Origin of the sequence: Streptomyces sp. NBC_00435, from assembly GCF_036014235.1 — a bacterium.
Lineage (GTDB): Bacteria > Actinomycetota > Actinomycetes > Streptomycetales > Streptomycetaceae > Streptomyces.
In genome coordinates this window covers 3531321-3546716 of the sequence record NZ_CP107924.1, presented here as the reverse complement: position 1 = coordinate 3546716, position 15396 = coordinate 3531321, and the positions used below count along the sequence as shown (strand labels likewise).

General features: G+C 69.5%; 4 protein-coding genes. All 4 read left to right on the top strand.

What is annotated here, in order from left to right; translation table 11 throughout:
• Window positions 1-581 precede the first annotated feature (581 nt).
• The 4 genes from OG389_RS16100 to OG389_RS16085 all read left to right on the top strand — a co-directional run bounded on the left by OG389_RS16100 (window position 582) and on the right by OG389_RS16085 (window position 15334).
• Window positions 582-7154, top strand: coding sequence for an RHS repeat-associated core domain-containing protein (locus OG389_RS16100; RefSeq protein WP_328299176.1), 6573 nt, complete (start codon window positions 582-584; stop codon window positions 7152-7154).
• A 118-nt stretch (window positions 7155-7272) separates the two neighbouring features.
• Complete coding sequence (locus OG389_RS16095) at window positions 7273-7749, top strand: hypothetical protein (protein WP_328299175.1); 477 nt, start codon at window positions 7273-7275, stop codon at window positions 7747-7749.
• Window positions 7750-8165: 416 nt separating this feature from the next.
• Window positions 8166-14825, top strand: coding sequence for an RHS repeat-associated core domain-containing protein (locus tag OG389_RS16090; protein WP_328299174.1), 6660 nt, complete (start codon window positions 8166-8168; stop codon window positions 14823-14825).
• Entirely contained in the window at window positions 14822-15334 is a 513-nt protein-coding gene (locus OG389_RS16085; RefSeq protein WP_328299173.1) for a hypothetical protein, read from the top strand. The genes OG389_RS16090 and OG389_RS16085 overlap by 4 nt, the downstream gene beginning before the upstream one ends.
• Window positions 15335-15396 lie beyond the last annotated feature (62 nt).

Genomic DNA, 15396 nt, shown 5'->3' with positions numbered 1-15396 from the left:
AGGCTATGTGACGGTCGTCGACGAGGGCGATGGCGAGGACGAGGGCCAAGGTCCGGAGTCTTCGGGCTGACGGTTCGAAAGGCCGTACCCGTGCCCCGCCCGGCGGAAACCGCCGGGCGGGGCACGGCGCTTGCCCGGCCGTCCGTCGTGGCCGGTCCGTCGAAGCTGTCGGGTGTCAGGGGTAGTTGGCCGGATCTTGCCCGAACTCGCGAGAGATCTTTACCGTTCGACAAATCTCATACGCCCCAATTGCCACAAGTCCCGGGTGATCTAATGATCACGGAGTCGCGGCCCCCGGGGCCCTCTCCGCCCGCCCCGAACTCCGCTGCCCAGACCAGCCCAGACCAGCCCAGCCCACTCACCACGCCGCGCCACGCCCTCGCCACGGCATCCCCTCGTACCGGCCTCGCGGCCGTTCACAGATTCCCGCCGTCCGGCCGCCAATGCCGGTCCGGAACAGGCCGGGATTCGCCGTGCTGGTGGATCCAGCGCGGTGCGTGGAGTGCGCACTGTGCGCACCCCGATTTCGGGGAGTTTTTGTGTTGCGATACAGATGGCCAAAGCTGGGGATACCAGGGACCGTGCTCCTGGCCGTGTCCCTGCTGGCGGTCACACCGGGTCCGGCCTCCGCGGCCTCCGGCCCGGCGGTCGTGAAGGAGCCCGGCGCGCAGGCGCGGCCTGCCGAGTCGGCGGGTCCGGCGGCCGATGTGCTGCTCAACGGGTGGGGTGACAGTGCCGGTTACCACTTGGCGGTGGGTACCGGCGCCGGGGGTTACGCCTGGCGCGAGCTGGCTGTGGTGCGGCCCGGTGGCATCGACGATGCTTCCTGGACGGGCTACCAGTGTGTTTCCGGTGACGGGCGGTTCGCGGCGCTGACGGTCCTGCCGGCGTCGGCGGTCAACCGGGCCGAGGCTCGTGACCATGGTGCGTTCGCGTACTCCGTCGACTTGAAGAGCGGCGCGGTGAAGCCCGTCGCCACGGGTGTGGCGATGAAGTACCACTCGCCGGGCTGTGGTGTCGGCACGGATGCGACGTTCGTCGTCAACCCGGGTGAGAACCAGCGCAGTACGCAGGTCCTTTCGGTGGATCTGCCCACGGGCAAGATCCGCGGCACGGTGACGGTGCAGGGGCAGGTGACCTCCGTGGTCCCCACCTCCGAGGGCCCGGTCGGCGTGATGGGTGACTCGCTCGTACGGATCCCGGCGCCCATCGCGGGCGCTGCCACGCCGAAGGTGCTGGCGAAGGTCGAAGGCGATGCCTACGATCTGCGTCCCGCGGCCGGTGGCACGGTGGACTTCGCGGTCCAGTCCGAGCGCGCCGAGCCGTCGAAGTTGATGCGGCTGCGCTCCGGAAAGGTCTCCTCGCTGGGGCAGGGTCCGAAGGAGTCGCTGCGTCTGATGCAGGGTCGTGGCGGCCATGCCATCGCGGTGGGTGCCAGCGACGTCGCCTCCGGGTCCGGGATCACCAAGGCCCAGACCAAGGGCCTGCCGAACGGCGTCACAGCCGTCTCCCTCGACGGCGGCGCCGTCATCGGCGACGGCGACGACACCACTTCGGACGCGCCCCTGGTCCTGGCCACCAAGGACGCCCGGCTGCTGAACCGCCCGGCGGCGAAGCCCTCCAAGGCCTCCGTCACTACGCTCCCGGCCCCCCTGGTCAAGCCGGTCACCCCGCCCCCGCAAGGAGCGAAGTCCTCCGGCGTCGCGCCCAGTGCGGGCTCCGGCATCCCGTGGACGAAGGAGTCCGCGGCCGGGGTCACCCCGATGGCGGTGGCGGCGGCGCAGACCACACCGAAGTGCGCGGTGGACCGGCTCGCGGAGAACCGGCAGGTCCTGCAGCCGGGTACGGCGCAGGTCTCCTGGGCCGTCCAGATGGCCGAGCAGGGCCTGCTGACGGGGTCGGCCTACACGCGCCCGGCCGGTTACGCGAACCTGGGCCTGGCGGCGTACGCCCCGAACGGTGACTTCAGCCGGATAGCGCTCAAGCACCCGGCGGGCGACACCCTCGACACGGTGCCCCGCTCGCTCTACCAGGCCATCGTCGCCCAGGAGAGCAACTACAGCCAGGCCTCCTGGCACGCCCTGCCCGGTATCGCCGGTGGCGCCCTGGTGGGCGACTACTACGGCGCCGGCGGCTCGATCACGCACATGGACTACGCCAAGGGCGACTGTGGCTACGGCCTCGGTCAGGTCACCAGTGGTATGTCCAAGGGTGACACCACGTACTCGGTGAACGGCCAGACGAAGATCGCGGTCGACTACCAGGAGAACGTGTCCGCGGGTCTGCAGATCCTGCAGAAGACCTGGAACCAGCTCTACGACGCGGGCATCACCGTCAACGGCGGCAACCCCCGCTACCTGGAGAACTGGTACCTGGCCGCCTGGGCGTACAACTCCGGCATCCAGCCGAACGCCAAGTTCGGTAACACCACGGGCTGTGTTCCCAGCCCGACCTGTGTCGGAGCGGACGGCACCTGGGGTCTGGGTTGGTCCAACAACCCGGCCAACCCGGACTACCCGCCGGTCCGCGCCCCCTACCTGCGCTCTTCGTACGCGGATGCCTCGCACCCGGCGAGTTGGCCGTACCAGGAGCGCATCATGGGTTGGATGGGTCAGCCCATCCTGCGCTTCAACCAGCCGGCGTACGCCAAGCCGGACTACCACGGCGGCAAGACCTGGCTGCAGATCCCGCCGGTCGGCGCCTTCTGCACGGCCGACAACAAGTGCGACCCGACGGGCGCGCAGAACCCGAAGAACTGCACCCTGGCCAGCCTCCAGTGCTGGTGGCACTCCCCGGTGACCTTCATCGCTGACTGCGCCACCACGTGTGCGACCAGCGCGTACACCGCCGCGGCCGGCTCGTCCGAACCGGCCATGGTCGCCCCGCACCCGCATCCACCGACCTGCTCACTCGATTCGTCCAAGGTGTCGAACGCCGGCTACGGCGCGCCGATCATCGTCGACGAGTCCCAGAGCCAGCCACCGCTGAACCGGGCAGGCTGCGGCTCGTCCAACTGGTCGCAGGGCGGAACGTTCACGTACTCCTACGGAACGAACGCCGCGGGTGATCCGATCGGCGCTCTGGACACGCATCAGCTGGGCGTCGGCTTCGGCGGGCACGTGCTGTTCACGCACACCGAGGACGGCTCCAACCCGGACCAGATCAACACCGGTACCTGGACGCCCAACCTGCCCAAGCTGCAGTACTACAAGATCAAGCTGCACTTCCCGGCCACGTCCGCCTCGGCGACCAACGTCGTCTACACCATCAACCCGGGCGGCGGAGTGAGCCCGTGGAAGATCCGGGTGAACCAGGACTGGGGATCCGAGCAGTGGGTCACCATCGGCACGTTCGCCATGCAGAACGGCGGCAACGTCAAACTCACCAACAAGAGTGAGATCACCGGCTCCGGAAACATCAACTACGCCGACTTCGACGTCGCGTACGACTCCGTCGCCTTCATCCCGATGGGCGGCACCCCCGGTCAGCCGATCGGTGGACCTCCCGGTGTCAAGGACGCCCCCAAGGGCAGCAACCCGTCCTGGGTGCAGTGCGGCTGCGTGCGCCGTACCGCCGGCGACCCGGTGGACACCAGCACCGGCTACTTCGGCGAGACCGTCACCGACCTGACGACCCCCGGCCGCGGAGCGGCGCTGAACTTCTCGCGCACCTATGCCTCGGCCCTGGCCAGCCCGGCGGGCCCGAACGCGGCCCTGGCCACCAACGGCGCGTTCGGCTGGGGCTGGACGTACTCCTACAACCTCTCCGCCGCCACCGACGGCCCCACCGGCAATGTGACGGTCAAGCAGGAGGACGGCTCCCAGGTCACCTTCGTCAACACGGCCGGCACCTACGCGCCGTCCGCGCCCCGCTACAACGCCTCCCTGACCAAGTCCGGGACGACGTACACCTTCACCCGCAAGTCGAAGGACGTCTTCACCTTCGACACGGCCACCGGCCACCTGCTCTCGGCGACCGACGTGGCCGGCAGCAAGGCCACCCCGCCGTACGCCACCACCATGGCGTACAACGGCTCCGGCCAGCTGAGCACCATCACCGACGCGGGCGGCCGCGCGTACACGCTGACTTGGACCGGCACCCACATCACGGGCCTGTCCGACACGGCCGGCCGCAAGGTCACCTACGGCTACGACGCCGCGGGCAACCTCGCCGACGTCTACGGCGCGGGCACCACGCGGACCCCGACACTCAAGGACGACGACCACGCCACGTTCGGCTACGACGCGGCGCACCTGATGACCTCGATGCGCAAGCCCGTGCAGTTCGGCTCCACGGCGACCCCCACCCCGGTCACCACCAACGTGTACGACGCCTCCGAGCGCGTCACGAAGCAGACCGACCCGGTGGGCGGCGTCACCGTCTTCGAGTACGGTCCCGACGGCACCGGCCTGACGGCCGAGCAGACCCGGGTCACCGACCCGGTGGGCCACAAGACGCTCTACACCTACCAGAGCGGCATGCTGACGTCCGAGACCCGCGGGGCCGGCACCGCCGACGCCGGGACCTGGACGTACACCTACGACCCGGTCAGCATGGGCATGACGTCCTCCAGTGACCCCAACGGCAATCTGCAGACGTTCGCCTACGACGACCACGGGAACCGGATCTCGGAGAGCGACGCGCGTGGCTTCACCACGAGTCACGTCTACGACGACGGCGACCACCTGATCACCACCGTCGACCCCGGCGGTCTGCGCACCGACCGCGCCTACGACGAGAGCGGGCACATCACCGCGTCGGGCAGCGGATTCGGTCTGCTCACCAGCACCACGGTGCAGCCGGCCGACGGCAGCGTGCCCGCCCGGGCCAGCGCCATGTACTACGAGGACGCCGCCCACCCGGCGGACGTCACCCGTACCGTCGACGCCCGCGGCAACACCACTCTGGCCACGTACGACGCGAAGGGCAACATCACCAGCAGCACCGACCCCGAGGGCAACAGGACTCTGTACGGCTACGACGCCGACCGGGGTCTGATGACCTCCTCCGTCTCGCCGGCCGGCACGGCGGCGGGCACCGTACCGGGCTGCGCCCCGCCCGCCAAGGGCTGCACCACCTTCTCCTACGATGCCTGGGGCCACCAGACCAGGAGCGTCGACCCGCTGGGCCGTACCACCTCGGCGGCCTTCGACGCCAACGGCAACCAGACCTCGGCGACGGACTCCAACAACCACTCCACGGTCAACGGCTACGACGCCTTCGACCGCAGGACCACCGTCACCCGCCCCGACGCCACCAGCACGCGGACCGCCTACAACGGTGACGGGACCACCGCCAGGACGATCGACGGCGCGAACGCGTCGACCCTCTACGGCTACGACTCCCAGGGGAGGCAGACCAGCAGGACCGATCCGGGAAGCCGGGTGACCACCGTCGCGTACGACACCGCGGGCAATCTGCTGACGTCCACCGACCCGCAGAACCGGGTCACGACGTACGCCTACGACCCGGCCGGCAAGCCCGTCTCGATCACCTACTCCGACGGCACCACGCCGAACGTCACCGGCATCAGCTACAGCCCGGCCGGGCGCCGGACGGCGATGACCGACGCGACGGGCACCACGACCTGGGCCTACAACGTCTTCGGTGACCTGACCTCGCTGACCAACGGAGGCGGCGCGACCACCACGTTCGGCTACGACGCGGGCGGCAACCAGACCTCCCTCGTCTACCCGGGCGGCACGGGCCGCACCGTCACTCGCACCTTCGACAAGGACAACCGGCTGACCGGACTCCAGGACTGGAACACCAAGTCCACCACCTTCGGTTACGACGCCGACGGCAACTGGAACTCCACCGTCTACCCGAACGGAACCACCGCGACCAGCGGTTGGGACGACGCCGGCCGTCGTTCCTCCGACACCCTGAAGAAGGGCGCGACCACCCTCGCCTCCCTGACCTACACCCGTGACCTCGCGGGCCAGCTCAGCGGCGAGACGCCCACGGGCGTACCGGGCAGTGCCCAGACCTTCGGATACACGGCGCGCGACCAGCTGAAGACCGCCACTGCCGGATCCACGACCACCGGATTCGGCTACGACGCCGCGGACAACCCGACCCAGGTCGGATCCGCCAACCAGGTCTTCGACGCGGCCGGCCAGCTCTGCTGGTCCACCACCGGCACCGCGCCGGTCAACCCGGCGTGCGCCACCCCCGGCTCGGGGGCCACCACCTACGCCTACGACCCGGAGGGCAACCGCACCAGGACCACCACCGGGGCCGGCGCCGTCAGCTCGTACGGCTACGACCAGGCCAACCGCCTGACCACGGCCACCACCGGCGGCGCCACGGCGACCTACCGCTACGACGGCAACGGCCTGCGCGCCTCCAAGACGGCGGGGGGCACCACCACCGCCTTCGCCTGGGACGGCGAGGAGAACCCCGACCTGCTCTACGACGGGACCACCAGCTATCTCTACGGCCCCGACCAGCTCCCGGTCGAGCAGATCGCCGCGACCGGCACCCAGTGGTACTTCCACGACCAGATCGGCTCCACCCGCGCACTGACCGATGCCACCGGCGCGGTCGGCTGCACGTACGGCTACACGCCGTTCGGTACGGTCAGCGGCCACACCGGAACCGTGACGACCCCCCTGCAGTACACGGGCCAGTACACCGACACGGAGACCGGACTGCTCTACCTCCGCGCCCGCTACTACGATCCGTCCACGGCGCAGTTCCTGACCGTGGACCCGATGGTGTCCCGGACGCTCAGCGCGTACGGGTACTCCTGGAGCAACCCGCTCAACTACTCCGACCCGAGCGGCCGGTGGAGCCTGGGCGGCTTCATCCACAAGCACGTCGACGCGATCGGACAGGTCAGTGGCTGGGCGGCTGGAATCGCGATCGTCGCCACGATCGGCGCGGCCGTCTGCGTTCCGTGCGCCCCGGTGCTCGGCGTGGTGGCGGTGGCTGCCACCGTCGTCATGATCGCGACCCAGGCCGCCTACACGTACGACAAGTGCAAGTACAGCAACTGGGGGGACTGCGGAGCCCAGATCGGATTCCTCGCCGCCGAGGTCGGAGGTGTCGGAGCCGTCGGCAGGGTTGCCAAGTCGGTCGGCTGGGGGCTGAAGGCCGCTCCGGTCGAGGGGACCTTGGCGAACCTGCGCAAGATCTGCGGCGGCGGATGATCTAGGCGCGAGCACGGATCCCCAGCCGGCCGAGCCGACCCCCACCGCCGCCGCCCCCGGCGGCGGTGGGGTCCTCGGCGGCGTTCCTGATTCCCGTACCACCCATGGAGCGACCCTCATGAACCCTCCTCCGGAAGGCATGTCCGTACACCCCGGTCCCCGGCGTGTGGCCGGCTGCCTCCTCGTGCCCTTCGCCCTCCTGCTGTGGCCGAAGCTGTTCCTCATGGGCGGGGGCGCGGCCCCGTGGATCCTCGGGGGCCTCTCCCTTGCCCTCCTCCTCGCGGTCCCGTTCCTGTGCCGGCTGATCTCCGTCACGGTCGCCGGCGAGGTCGTGACCGTGCGGCACGGCCCGCAGCGGATCTCGATCCCGGCGGACCGGCTCGCGGAGGTCGCGGTGACCGGGACGGGCGGGCGGCTGCCTCTGTGGACCCTCTCGCTGACCGGCACCGACGGCGTACGGGCGCAGTCCGCCCTCACCTTCACGACCACGGCCGACCGGAGGCGTCTGCTGGCCGCCCTGGAAGGGCTGGCGGCGCCCGGTGTGGTGCGCCATGACGAAGCCCTGCGCCGGATGCTCGGCGAAGGGAGGCCGTGACCGCGGCGGAAGACAATCGGACGGGGCCCGGCGCACATGCGCCGGGCCCCGTCCGCGTACTGGCAGCCTCGGGTCCGAAGCCGCACTCCACGGAGGAGAGTTGACCGGGTCTTCGCCTAACGCTGGGCAACTCTTTACCCTCCGGTAAAAGTTAAGAATGTTCTAATGATCAAGGTGTTGCGGTCGTCGAGTCCCCTCCGCCGCCACCGCCCGATTACTGGCCTCGCGGCCGTCCCAAAGGTTTCCCAGCCGGGTCCGGCCGCTCCACGCGGTCCGGAACAGGCCGGGTTTTCGCCGTGCTGGTGGATCCAGCGCGGCGTGTGGAGTGCGCACTGTGCGCACCCCGATTTCGGGGAGTTTTTGTGTTGCGATACAGATGGCCAAAGCTGGGGATACCAGGGACCGTGCTCCTGGCCATGTCCCTGCTGGCAGCCACACAGGGCCCGGCCTCCGCGGCCTCCGGCCCGAATGCCGTGAAGGCGCCCGGCGCGGCGCAGGCGGCGCCCGCCGAGTCGGCGGGTCCGGCGGCCGATGTGCTGCTCAACGGGTGGGGTGACAGTGCCGGTTACCACCTGTCGGTGGGTACCGGCGCAGGTGGCTACACCTGGCGCGAGCTGGCGGTCGTACGCCCCGGTGGCATCGATGACGCTTCCTGGACGGGCTACCAGTGTGTTTCCGGTGACGGGCGGTTCGCGGCGCTGACGGTCCTGCCGGCGTCGGCGGTCAACCGGGCCGAGGCTCGTGACCATGGTGCGTTCGCGTACTCGGTCGACTTGAAGAGCGGCGCGGTCAAGCCCGTCGCCACGGGTGTGGCGATGAAGTACCACTCGCCGGGCTGTGGTGTCGGCACGGATGCGACGTTCGTCGTCAACCCGGGTGAGAACCAGCGCAGTACGCAGGTTCTCTCGGTGGATCTGCCCACGGGCAAGATCCGCGGCACGGTGACGGTGCAGGGGCAGGTGACCTCCGTGGTTCCCACCTCCGAGGGCCCGGTCGGTGTGATGGGTGACTCGCTGGTACGGATCCCGGCGCCCATCGCGGGTGCTGCCACGCCGAAGGTGCTGGCGAAGGTCGAAGGCGATGCCTACGATCTGCGTCCCGCGGCCGGTGGCACGGTGGACTTCGCGGTCCAGTCCGAGCGCGCCGAGCCGTCGAAGTTGATGCGGCTGCGCTCCGGAAAGGTCTCCTCGCTGGGGCAGGGTCCGAAGGAGTCGCTGCGTCTGATGCAGGGTCGTGGCGGCCATGCCATCGCGGTGGGTGCCAGTGACGTCGCCTCGGGGTCCGGGATCACCAAGGCCCAGACCAAGGGCCTGCCGAACGGCGTCACAGCCGTCTCCCTCGACGGCGGCGCCCTGATCGGCGACGGCGCGCAGACCTCCTCGGACGCGCCCCTGGTCCTCGCGACCAAGGATGCCCGGCTGCTGAACCGCCCGGCGGCGAAGCCCTCCAAGAGCCCGGTCACCACGCTGCCGACCCCGTTGGTCAAGCCGGTCGCCCCGCCCGCCCCGGCCGCCAAGTCCCTGAGCTCGGCACCGAGCTCGGGCTCCGGCGTCCAGTGGACGAAGGAGTCGCGGGCCGCGGCCGTCCCGATGGCGGTGGCGGCGGCGCAGACCACCCCCAAGTGCGCGGTGGACCGGCTCGCCGAGAACCGGCAGGTCCTGCAGCCGGGTACGGCGCAGGTCTCCTGGGGCATCGAGATGGCCGAGCAGGGCCTGCTGACCGGCTCCGCCTACACGCGCCCGGCCGGGTTCGCGAACCTTGGTCTGGCGGCGTACGCCCCCAACAGCGACTTCGGCCGGATAGCGCTCAAGCATCCGGCGGGCGACACCTTCGACACGGTGCCCCGCTCGCTCTACCAGGCGATCGTCGCCCAGGAGAGCAACTACAGCCAGGCCTCCTGGCACGCGCTGCCCGGCATCGCGGGCGGCGTGCTCGTCGGTGACTACTACGGCGCCGGTGGCTCGATCAGTCACATGGACTACGCCAAGGGCGACTGCGGTTACGGCCTGGGTCAGGTCACGACCGGCATGTCCAAGGGCGACACGACCTATTCGGTGAACGGCCAGACGAAGATCGCGGTCGATTACCAGGAGAACGTGTCCGCGGGTCTGCAGATCCTGCAGAAGACCTGGAACCAGCTCTACGACGCGGGCATCACCGTCAACGGCGGCAACCCCCGCTACCTGGAGAACTGGTACCTGGCCGCCTGGGCGTACAACTCCGGCATCCAGCCGAACGCCAAGTTCGGTAACACCACGGGCTGTGTTCCCAGCCCGACCTGTGTCGGAGCGGACGGCACCTGGGGTCTGGGTTGGTCCAACAACCCGGCCAACCCGGACTACCCGCCGGTCCGCGCCCCCTACCTGCGCTCTTCGTACGCGGATGCCTCGCACCCGGCGAGTTGGCCGTACCAGGAGCGCATCATGGGTTGGATGGGTCAGCCCATCCTGCGCTTCAACCAGCCGGCGTACGCCAAGCCGGACTACCACGGCGGCAAGACCTGGCTGCAGATCCCGCCGGTCGGCGCCTTCTGCACGGCCGAGAACAAGTGCGATCCCACGGGCGCGCAGAACCCGAAGAACTGCACCCTGGCCAGTCTCCAGTGCTGGTGGCACTCCCCGGTGACGTTCATCTCCGACTGCGCCACCACCTGTGCCACCAGCGCCTACACCGCCGGGGCCGGCTCCACCGAACCGGCCGTCGTCAAGCCCCACCCGCACCCCCCGACCTGTTCCCTGGACAGCTCCAAGGTGTCGAACGCGGGCTACGGCGCGCCGATCATCGTCGACGAGTCCCAGAGCCAGCCGCCACTGAACCTGGTGGGCTGCGGCTCGTCGAACTGGTCGCAGGGCGGCACCTTCTCGTACTCCTACGGGACCAACGCCGCGGGTGATCCGATCGGTGCCCTGGACACCCACCAACTGGGTGCGGGCTTCGGCGGGCACGTGCTGTTCACGCACACCGAGGACGGCTCCAACCCGGACCAGATCAACACCGGTACCTGGACGCCCAACCTGCCCAAGCTGCAGTACTACAAGATCAAGCTGCACTTCCCGTCGACCGCGGCGTCGGCCACCAACGTGGTCTACACGATCAATCCGGGTGGCGGAGCGAGTCCGTGGAAGATCCGGGTGAACCAGAACTGGGGCACCGAGGAATGGGTCACCATCGGCACCTTCGCGATGTCGAACGGCGGTAACGTCAAGCTCACCAACAAGAGCGAGATCACCGGCTCCGGAAACATCAACTACGCCGACTACGACGTCGCCTACGACGCGGCCGCCTTCATCCCGATGGGCGGCACCCCGGGCCAGCCGATCGGCGGACCTCCCGGCGTCCAGGACGCCCCCAAGGGCAGCAACCCCGCCTGGATCCGCTGCGGCTGCGGCCGTCGCACCGCCGGGGACCCCATCGACACCAGCACCGGCTACTTCGGTGACCAGTTCACCGACCTGGCCACCCCGGGCCGCGGCAAGCCGCTGAACTTCACCCGCAGCTACGCCTCCGCGACGGCCGACCCGGCCGGACCCAATGCCGCGCTCGCCACCAACGGCGCGTTCGGCTGGGGCTGGACGTACTCCTACAACCTCTCCGCCGCCACCGACGGCCCGACCGGCAATGTGACGGTCAAGCAGGAGGACGGCTCCCAGGTCACCTTCGTCAACACGGCCGGCACCTACGCGCCGTCCGCACCGCGCTACAACGCGACGCTGACCAAGAGCGGTTCGACCTACACCTTCACCCGCAAGTCGAAGGAGGTCTTCACCTTCGACGCGGGCAACGGCCGACTGCTCTCCGAGACCGATGTGGCCGGCAGCAAGGCGACTCCGCCCTACGCCACCACCATGGCCTACGACGGCAGTGGTCACCTCTCCACCATCACCGACCCCGGCGGCCGCATCTACACGCTGACCTGGACGGGCAGCCACATCACCGCACTGTCCGACACCGCCGGCCGCAAGGTCACGTACGGCTACGACGGTTCCGGCAACCTCACGGACGTGTACGGCGTCGGTACGACCCGCACGCCCACCCTCAAGGACGACGACCACTTCACGTACGGCTACACGGCCAACCACCTGATCAACTCGATGCGCCGGCCCGTCCAGTACGGCAGCACGGCCACCCCCACGCCCGTGGTCGCGATGACCTACGACGGCGCGGGACGCGTCCTGGTCCAGACCGACCAGACCGGTGCCCCGACCGCCTTCACCTACGGTCCGGACGCCACGGCCGGCCTGACGGCGGGACAGACGCTGGTCACCGACCCGGCCGGCAACAAGACGCTGCACACCTACCAGAACGGCCTTCTGACCTCCGAGACCAAGGGCTACGGAACGCCGGAGGCCGGAACCACGACCTTCGCCTACGACCCGATCAGCCTGGGGGTCACCGCCGTCACCGACCCGAACGGCAACCTGAAGACCTTCACCTACGACGACCACGGCAACGAGACCTCGTCCAGCGACGCCCGTGGTTTCACCACCAGCCGCAGCTACGACGGAGCCGACAACCCGACGACCGTCATCGACCCCGGTGGCCTGCGGACCTCGTACAACTACGACGAGGCCGGCCACATCGCCACCCCGGGCGGCACCAACACCGCCGGCGACGGCCACCTGCAGCTCACCAGCATGGTGCGCCAGCCGGTGAACGAGAAGGCGCCCGCCCAGGCGCTGAACGTCTACTACGAGGACGTCGCCCACCCGGGTGACTCCACCCGGGTCGTGGACGCCCGCGGCAACACCACCAGCAACACCTACGACGCCGCGGGCAACGTGGTCAGCTCCACCGACGCCGCCGGGAACGTCACCCGCCACGGCTACGACCTCAAGCGGGGGCTGCGGACCTCGACGGTCCTGCCCACCGGTACCGCGGCGGGCACCCCGACCACGTGCACCGCTCCGGCGAAGGGTTGCAACACCTACACCTACGACGTCTGGGACCACCTGACGGGGGCGACCGACCCGCTCGGTCACGCCACCACCAGCGTCTTCAACGCCAACGGCGACCAGACCTCGTCCACGGACGCGGACGGTCTGACCACCACGTACACCTCCGACCCGCTCAGCCGTCAGCTCTCGGTCAAGAGGCCCGACAACACCACGCTGAGCACGGCCTACAACCCCGACTCCACCATCAAGAGCACCACCGACGGTGCCGGGGCCGTCACCACGTACGGCTACGACGCCCGCGCGCGCCAGATCAGCCGCACCGATCCGGCCGGCCGCAAGACCAGCACCACCTACGACGCGGTGGGCAACCGCAAGACCCAGACCGACCCGTCCGGTCGCGTCACCACCTTCACCTACGACATCACCGGCCAGCGGACGTCGGTGAGCTACTCGGACGCGGCCACCGCGCCGGTCACCGACATCGGCTACGACGCCGCCGGCCGCCAGGTCTCCATGACCGACAGCACCGGCACCAGCCACTGGGCCTACGACGGCTTCGGCCGCATCGTCTCCCAGATCAACGGCGCCGGATCGGTGGTCGGGTACGGCTACGACGAGAACAACAACCAGACCTCCATCACCTACCCGGGAGCCGCCGGACTCACCGTCACCCGGACCTTCAGCAAGGACAACCAGCTCACCGGGGTGAAGGACTGGAACAACAGGTCCACCACCTTCGGCTACGACGCGGACAGTCGCTGGACGTCCACCACCTACCCGAACGGCACCGTCGCCACGACGGTCCTCGACGACGCGGGCCAGTCGCTCTCCGACACCCTGAAGAAGGGCGCCACCACTCTCGGCGCGCTCACCTACACCCGCGGCAAGACCGGCCAGCTGGGCTCCGAGACGCCGACCGGCGTCCCCGGCAGCGGCCAGACGTACCTGTACACCCCGCTCCAGCAGCTGAAGTCCGCCACCGCGGGCGCGGTGACGACGACGTCCGCCTACGACGCCGCGGACAACCCGATCCAGGCGGAGGGCATCAAGCAGAGGTTCGACCAGAGCAACCAGCTCTGCTGGAGCACCACCGGAACCGTGCCGGCCAGCCCAACCTGCGGCACCGTGCCGTCGGGCGCCACCACCTACACGTACGACCCGCAGGGCAACCGCACCAAGGCCACCACGGGGGCCGCGTCCACCACCTACACGTACAACCAGGAGAAGCAGCTGACCTCGGTCAGCAGCGGCAGCGGCACGGCCTCCTACAAGTACGACGGCAGCGGTCTCCGGGTCTCCAAGACGGTCGGATCGACCACGACCGCCTTCACCTGGGACGCGGCGACCAATCCCAACCTGCTGTGGGACGGCACCACCAGCTACGTCTACGGCCCGAACTCGGCCCCGGTCGAGCAGATCGCGGCCACGGGCACCCAGTGGTACTTCCATGACCAGCTGGGTTCCACCCGTGCGCTGACGGACACCAGCGGTGCCGTCGTCGCCGGTTACGCGTACACCGCCTACGGCACGCCCGCCGGACAGTCCGGCACGGCATCCACCCCGCTGCGGTACGCGGGTCAGTACACGGACGCGGAGTCCGGGCTGGTCTACCTGCGGGCCCGCTACTACGACCCGAAGACCACCCAGTTCCTCACCGTCGACCCCATGGTGCAGTCCACCCGCAGCGCGTACGGCTACGTCGCGGGCAACCCGCTCAACGGGATCGACCCGTCCGGCAAGTTCGTGTGGTTCCTCCCCGCCATCCCGATCGTCGCGGCCGTCGTGGTGCTGGTCGTGGCCGTCGCGGTAGCGGTCGTGGTGACCGTGGCGGTCACCAACATGGTGAACCGCTGGGACGACGAGGACGACGACAGCAGCAGCAGTTCGGCTGCGGCCGCCGGAGGCAGCTCCTCCAACGCCGTTCCCATCGACCCCCGCTTCCGGATCGACGACTGGGACAACGGCGAGGGAGACGCCGACACGGGTGAGGGCTACAAGACCACCAAGAGCCGCGAGCAGCAGCAGCGGGAGATCGACAGTGCCCGCAAGGAACTGGAGCGACTGCTGGACCGCAAGCTCACCGGCAAGGAACGTGACAGAGTCCATGACGAGGTCAGCCACGAGGGCCTCGACTACCAGGGAGTCCTGACCAGGCTGAAGAAGGCGTTCGGGTGCAAATGATCGACAGTACTGCCGGGAACGGGACGGACGACGACTCGCTGCTCCAGCGTCTGGTCGGGGAGCCGTTCGTGAACGTCTACCGGTTCGGTGACATGGGGGTGGCCGACTTCGGCCGCCAGATGTCCTGGCCGCTGGGTGACAGCGGGGAGGAATCCACCGGCAGTGAGTTCGCGGTGCACGCACAGTGCCCGTTCCGGATCGTCCAGCAGGACCGGATCGTCCTGGGGTACGACGACCTGCACCGACCGGCCCCCCGCAAGGGACCGGCGGACGAGGCCGGGGACGGCGAGCGACGGGCGTACGACGTCGGCGCCGATTCCCTGCGCGAGTACCTCGGGCGGACCTCGCCCCGGGTGCTCTCGGTGCGCCGGACACCGGTCGGGGACCTCCTGATCGAGCTCGAGCACGGGATCCGGGTCGAGCTCTTCCCGGCCAGCCCGAAGCGACAGGAGTCGTGGAGGTTCCTGATCAGGACCGTCGGGAGCGTCACCTTCCCTGCCGGTCTGTAGATCGAAGTGAATGCCCGTGCCCCCGTCCGGCGATCCCCGCCGGACGGGGGCACGGGGCTTTT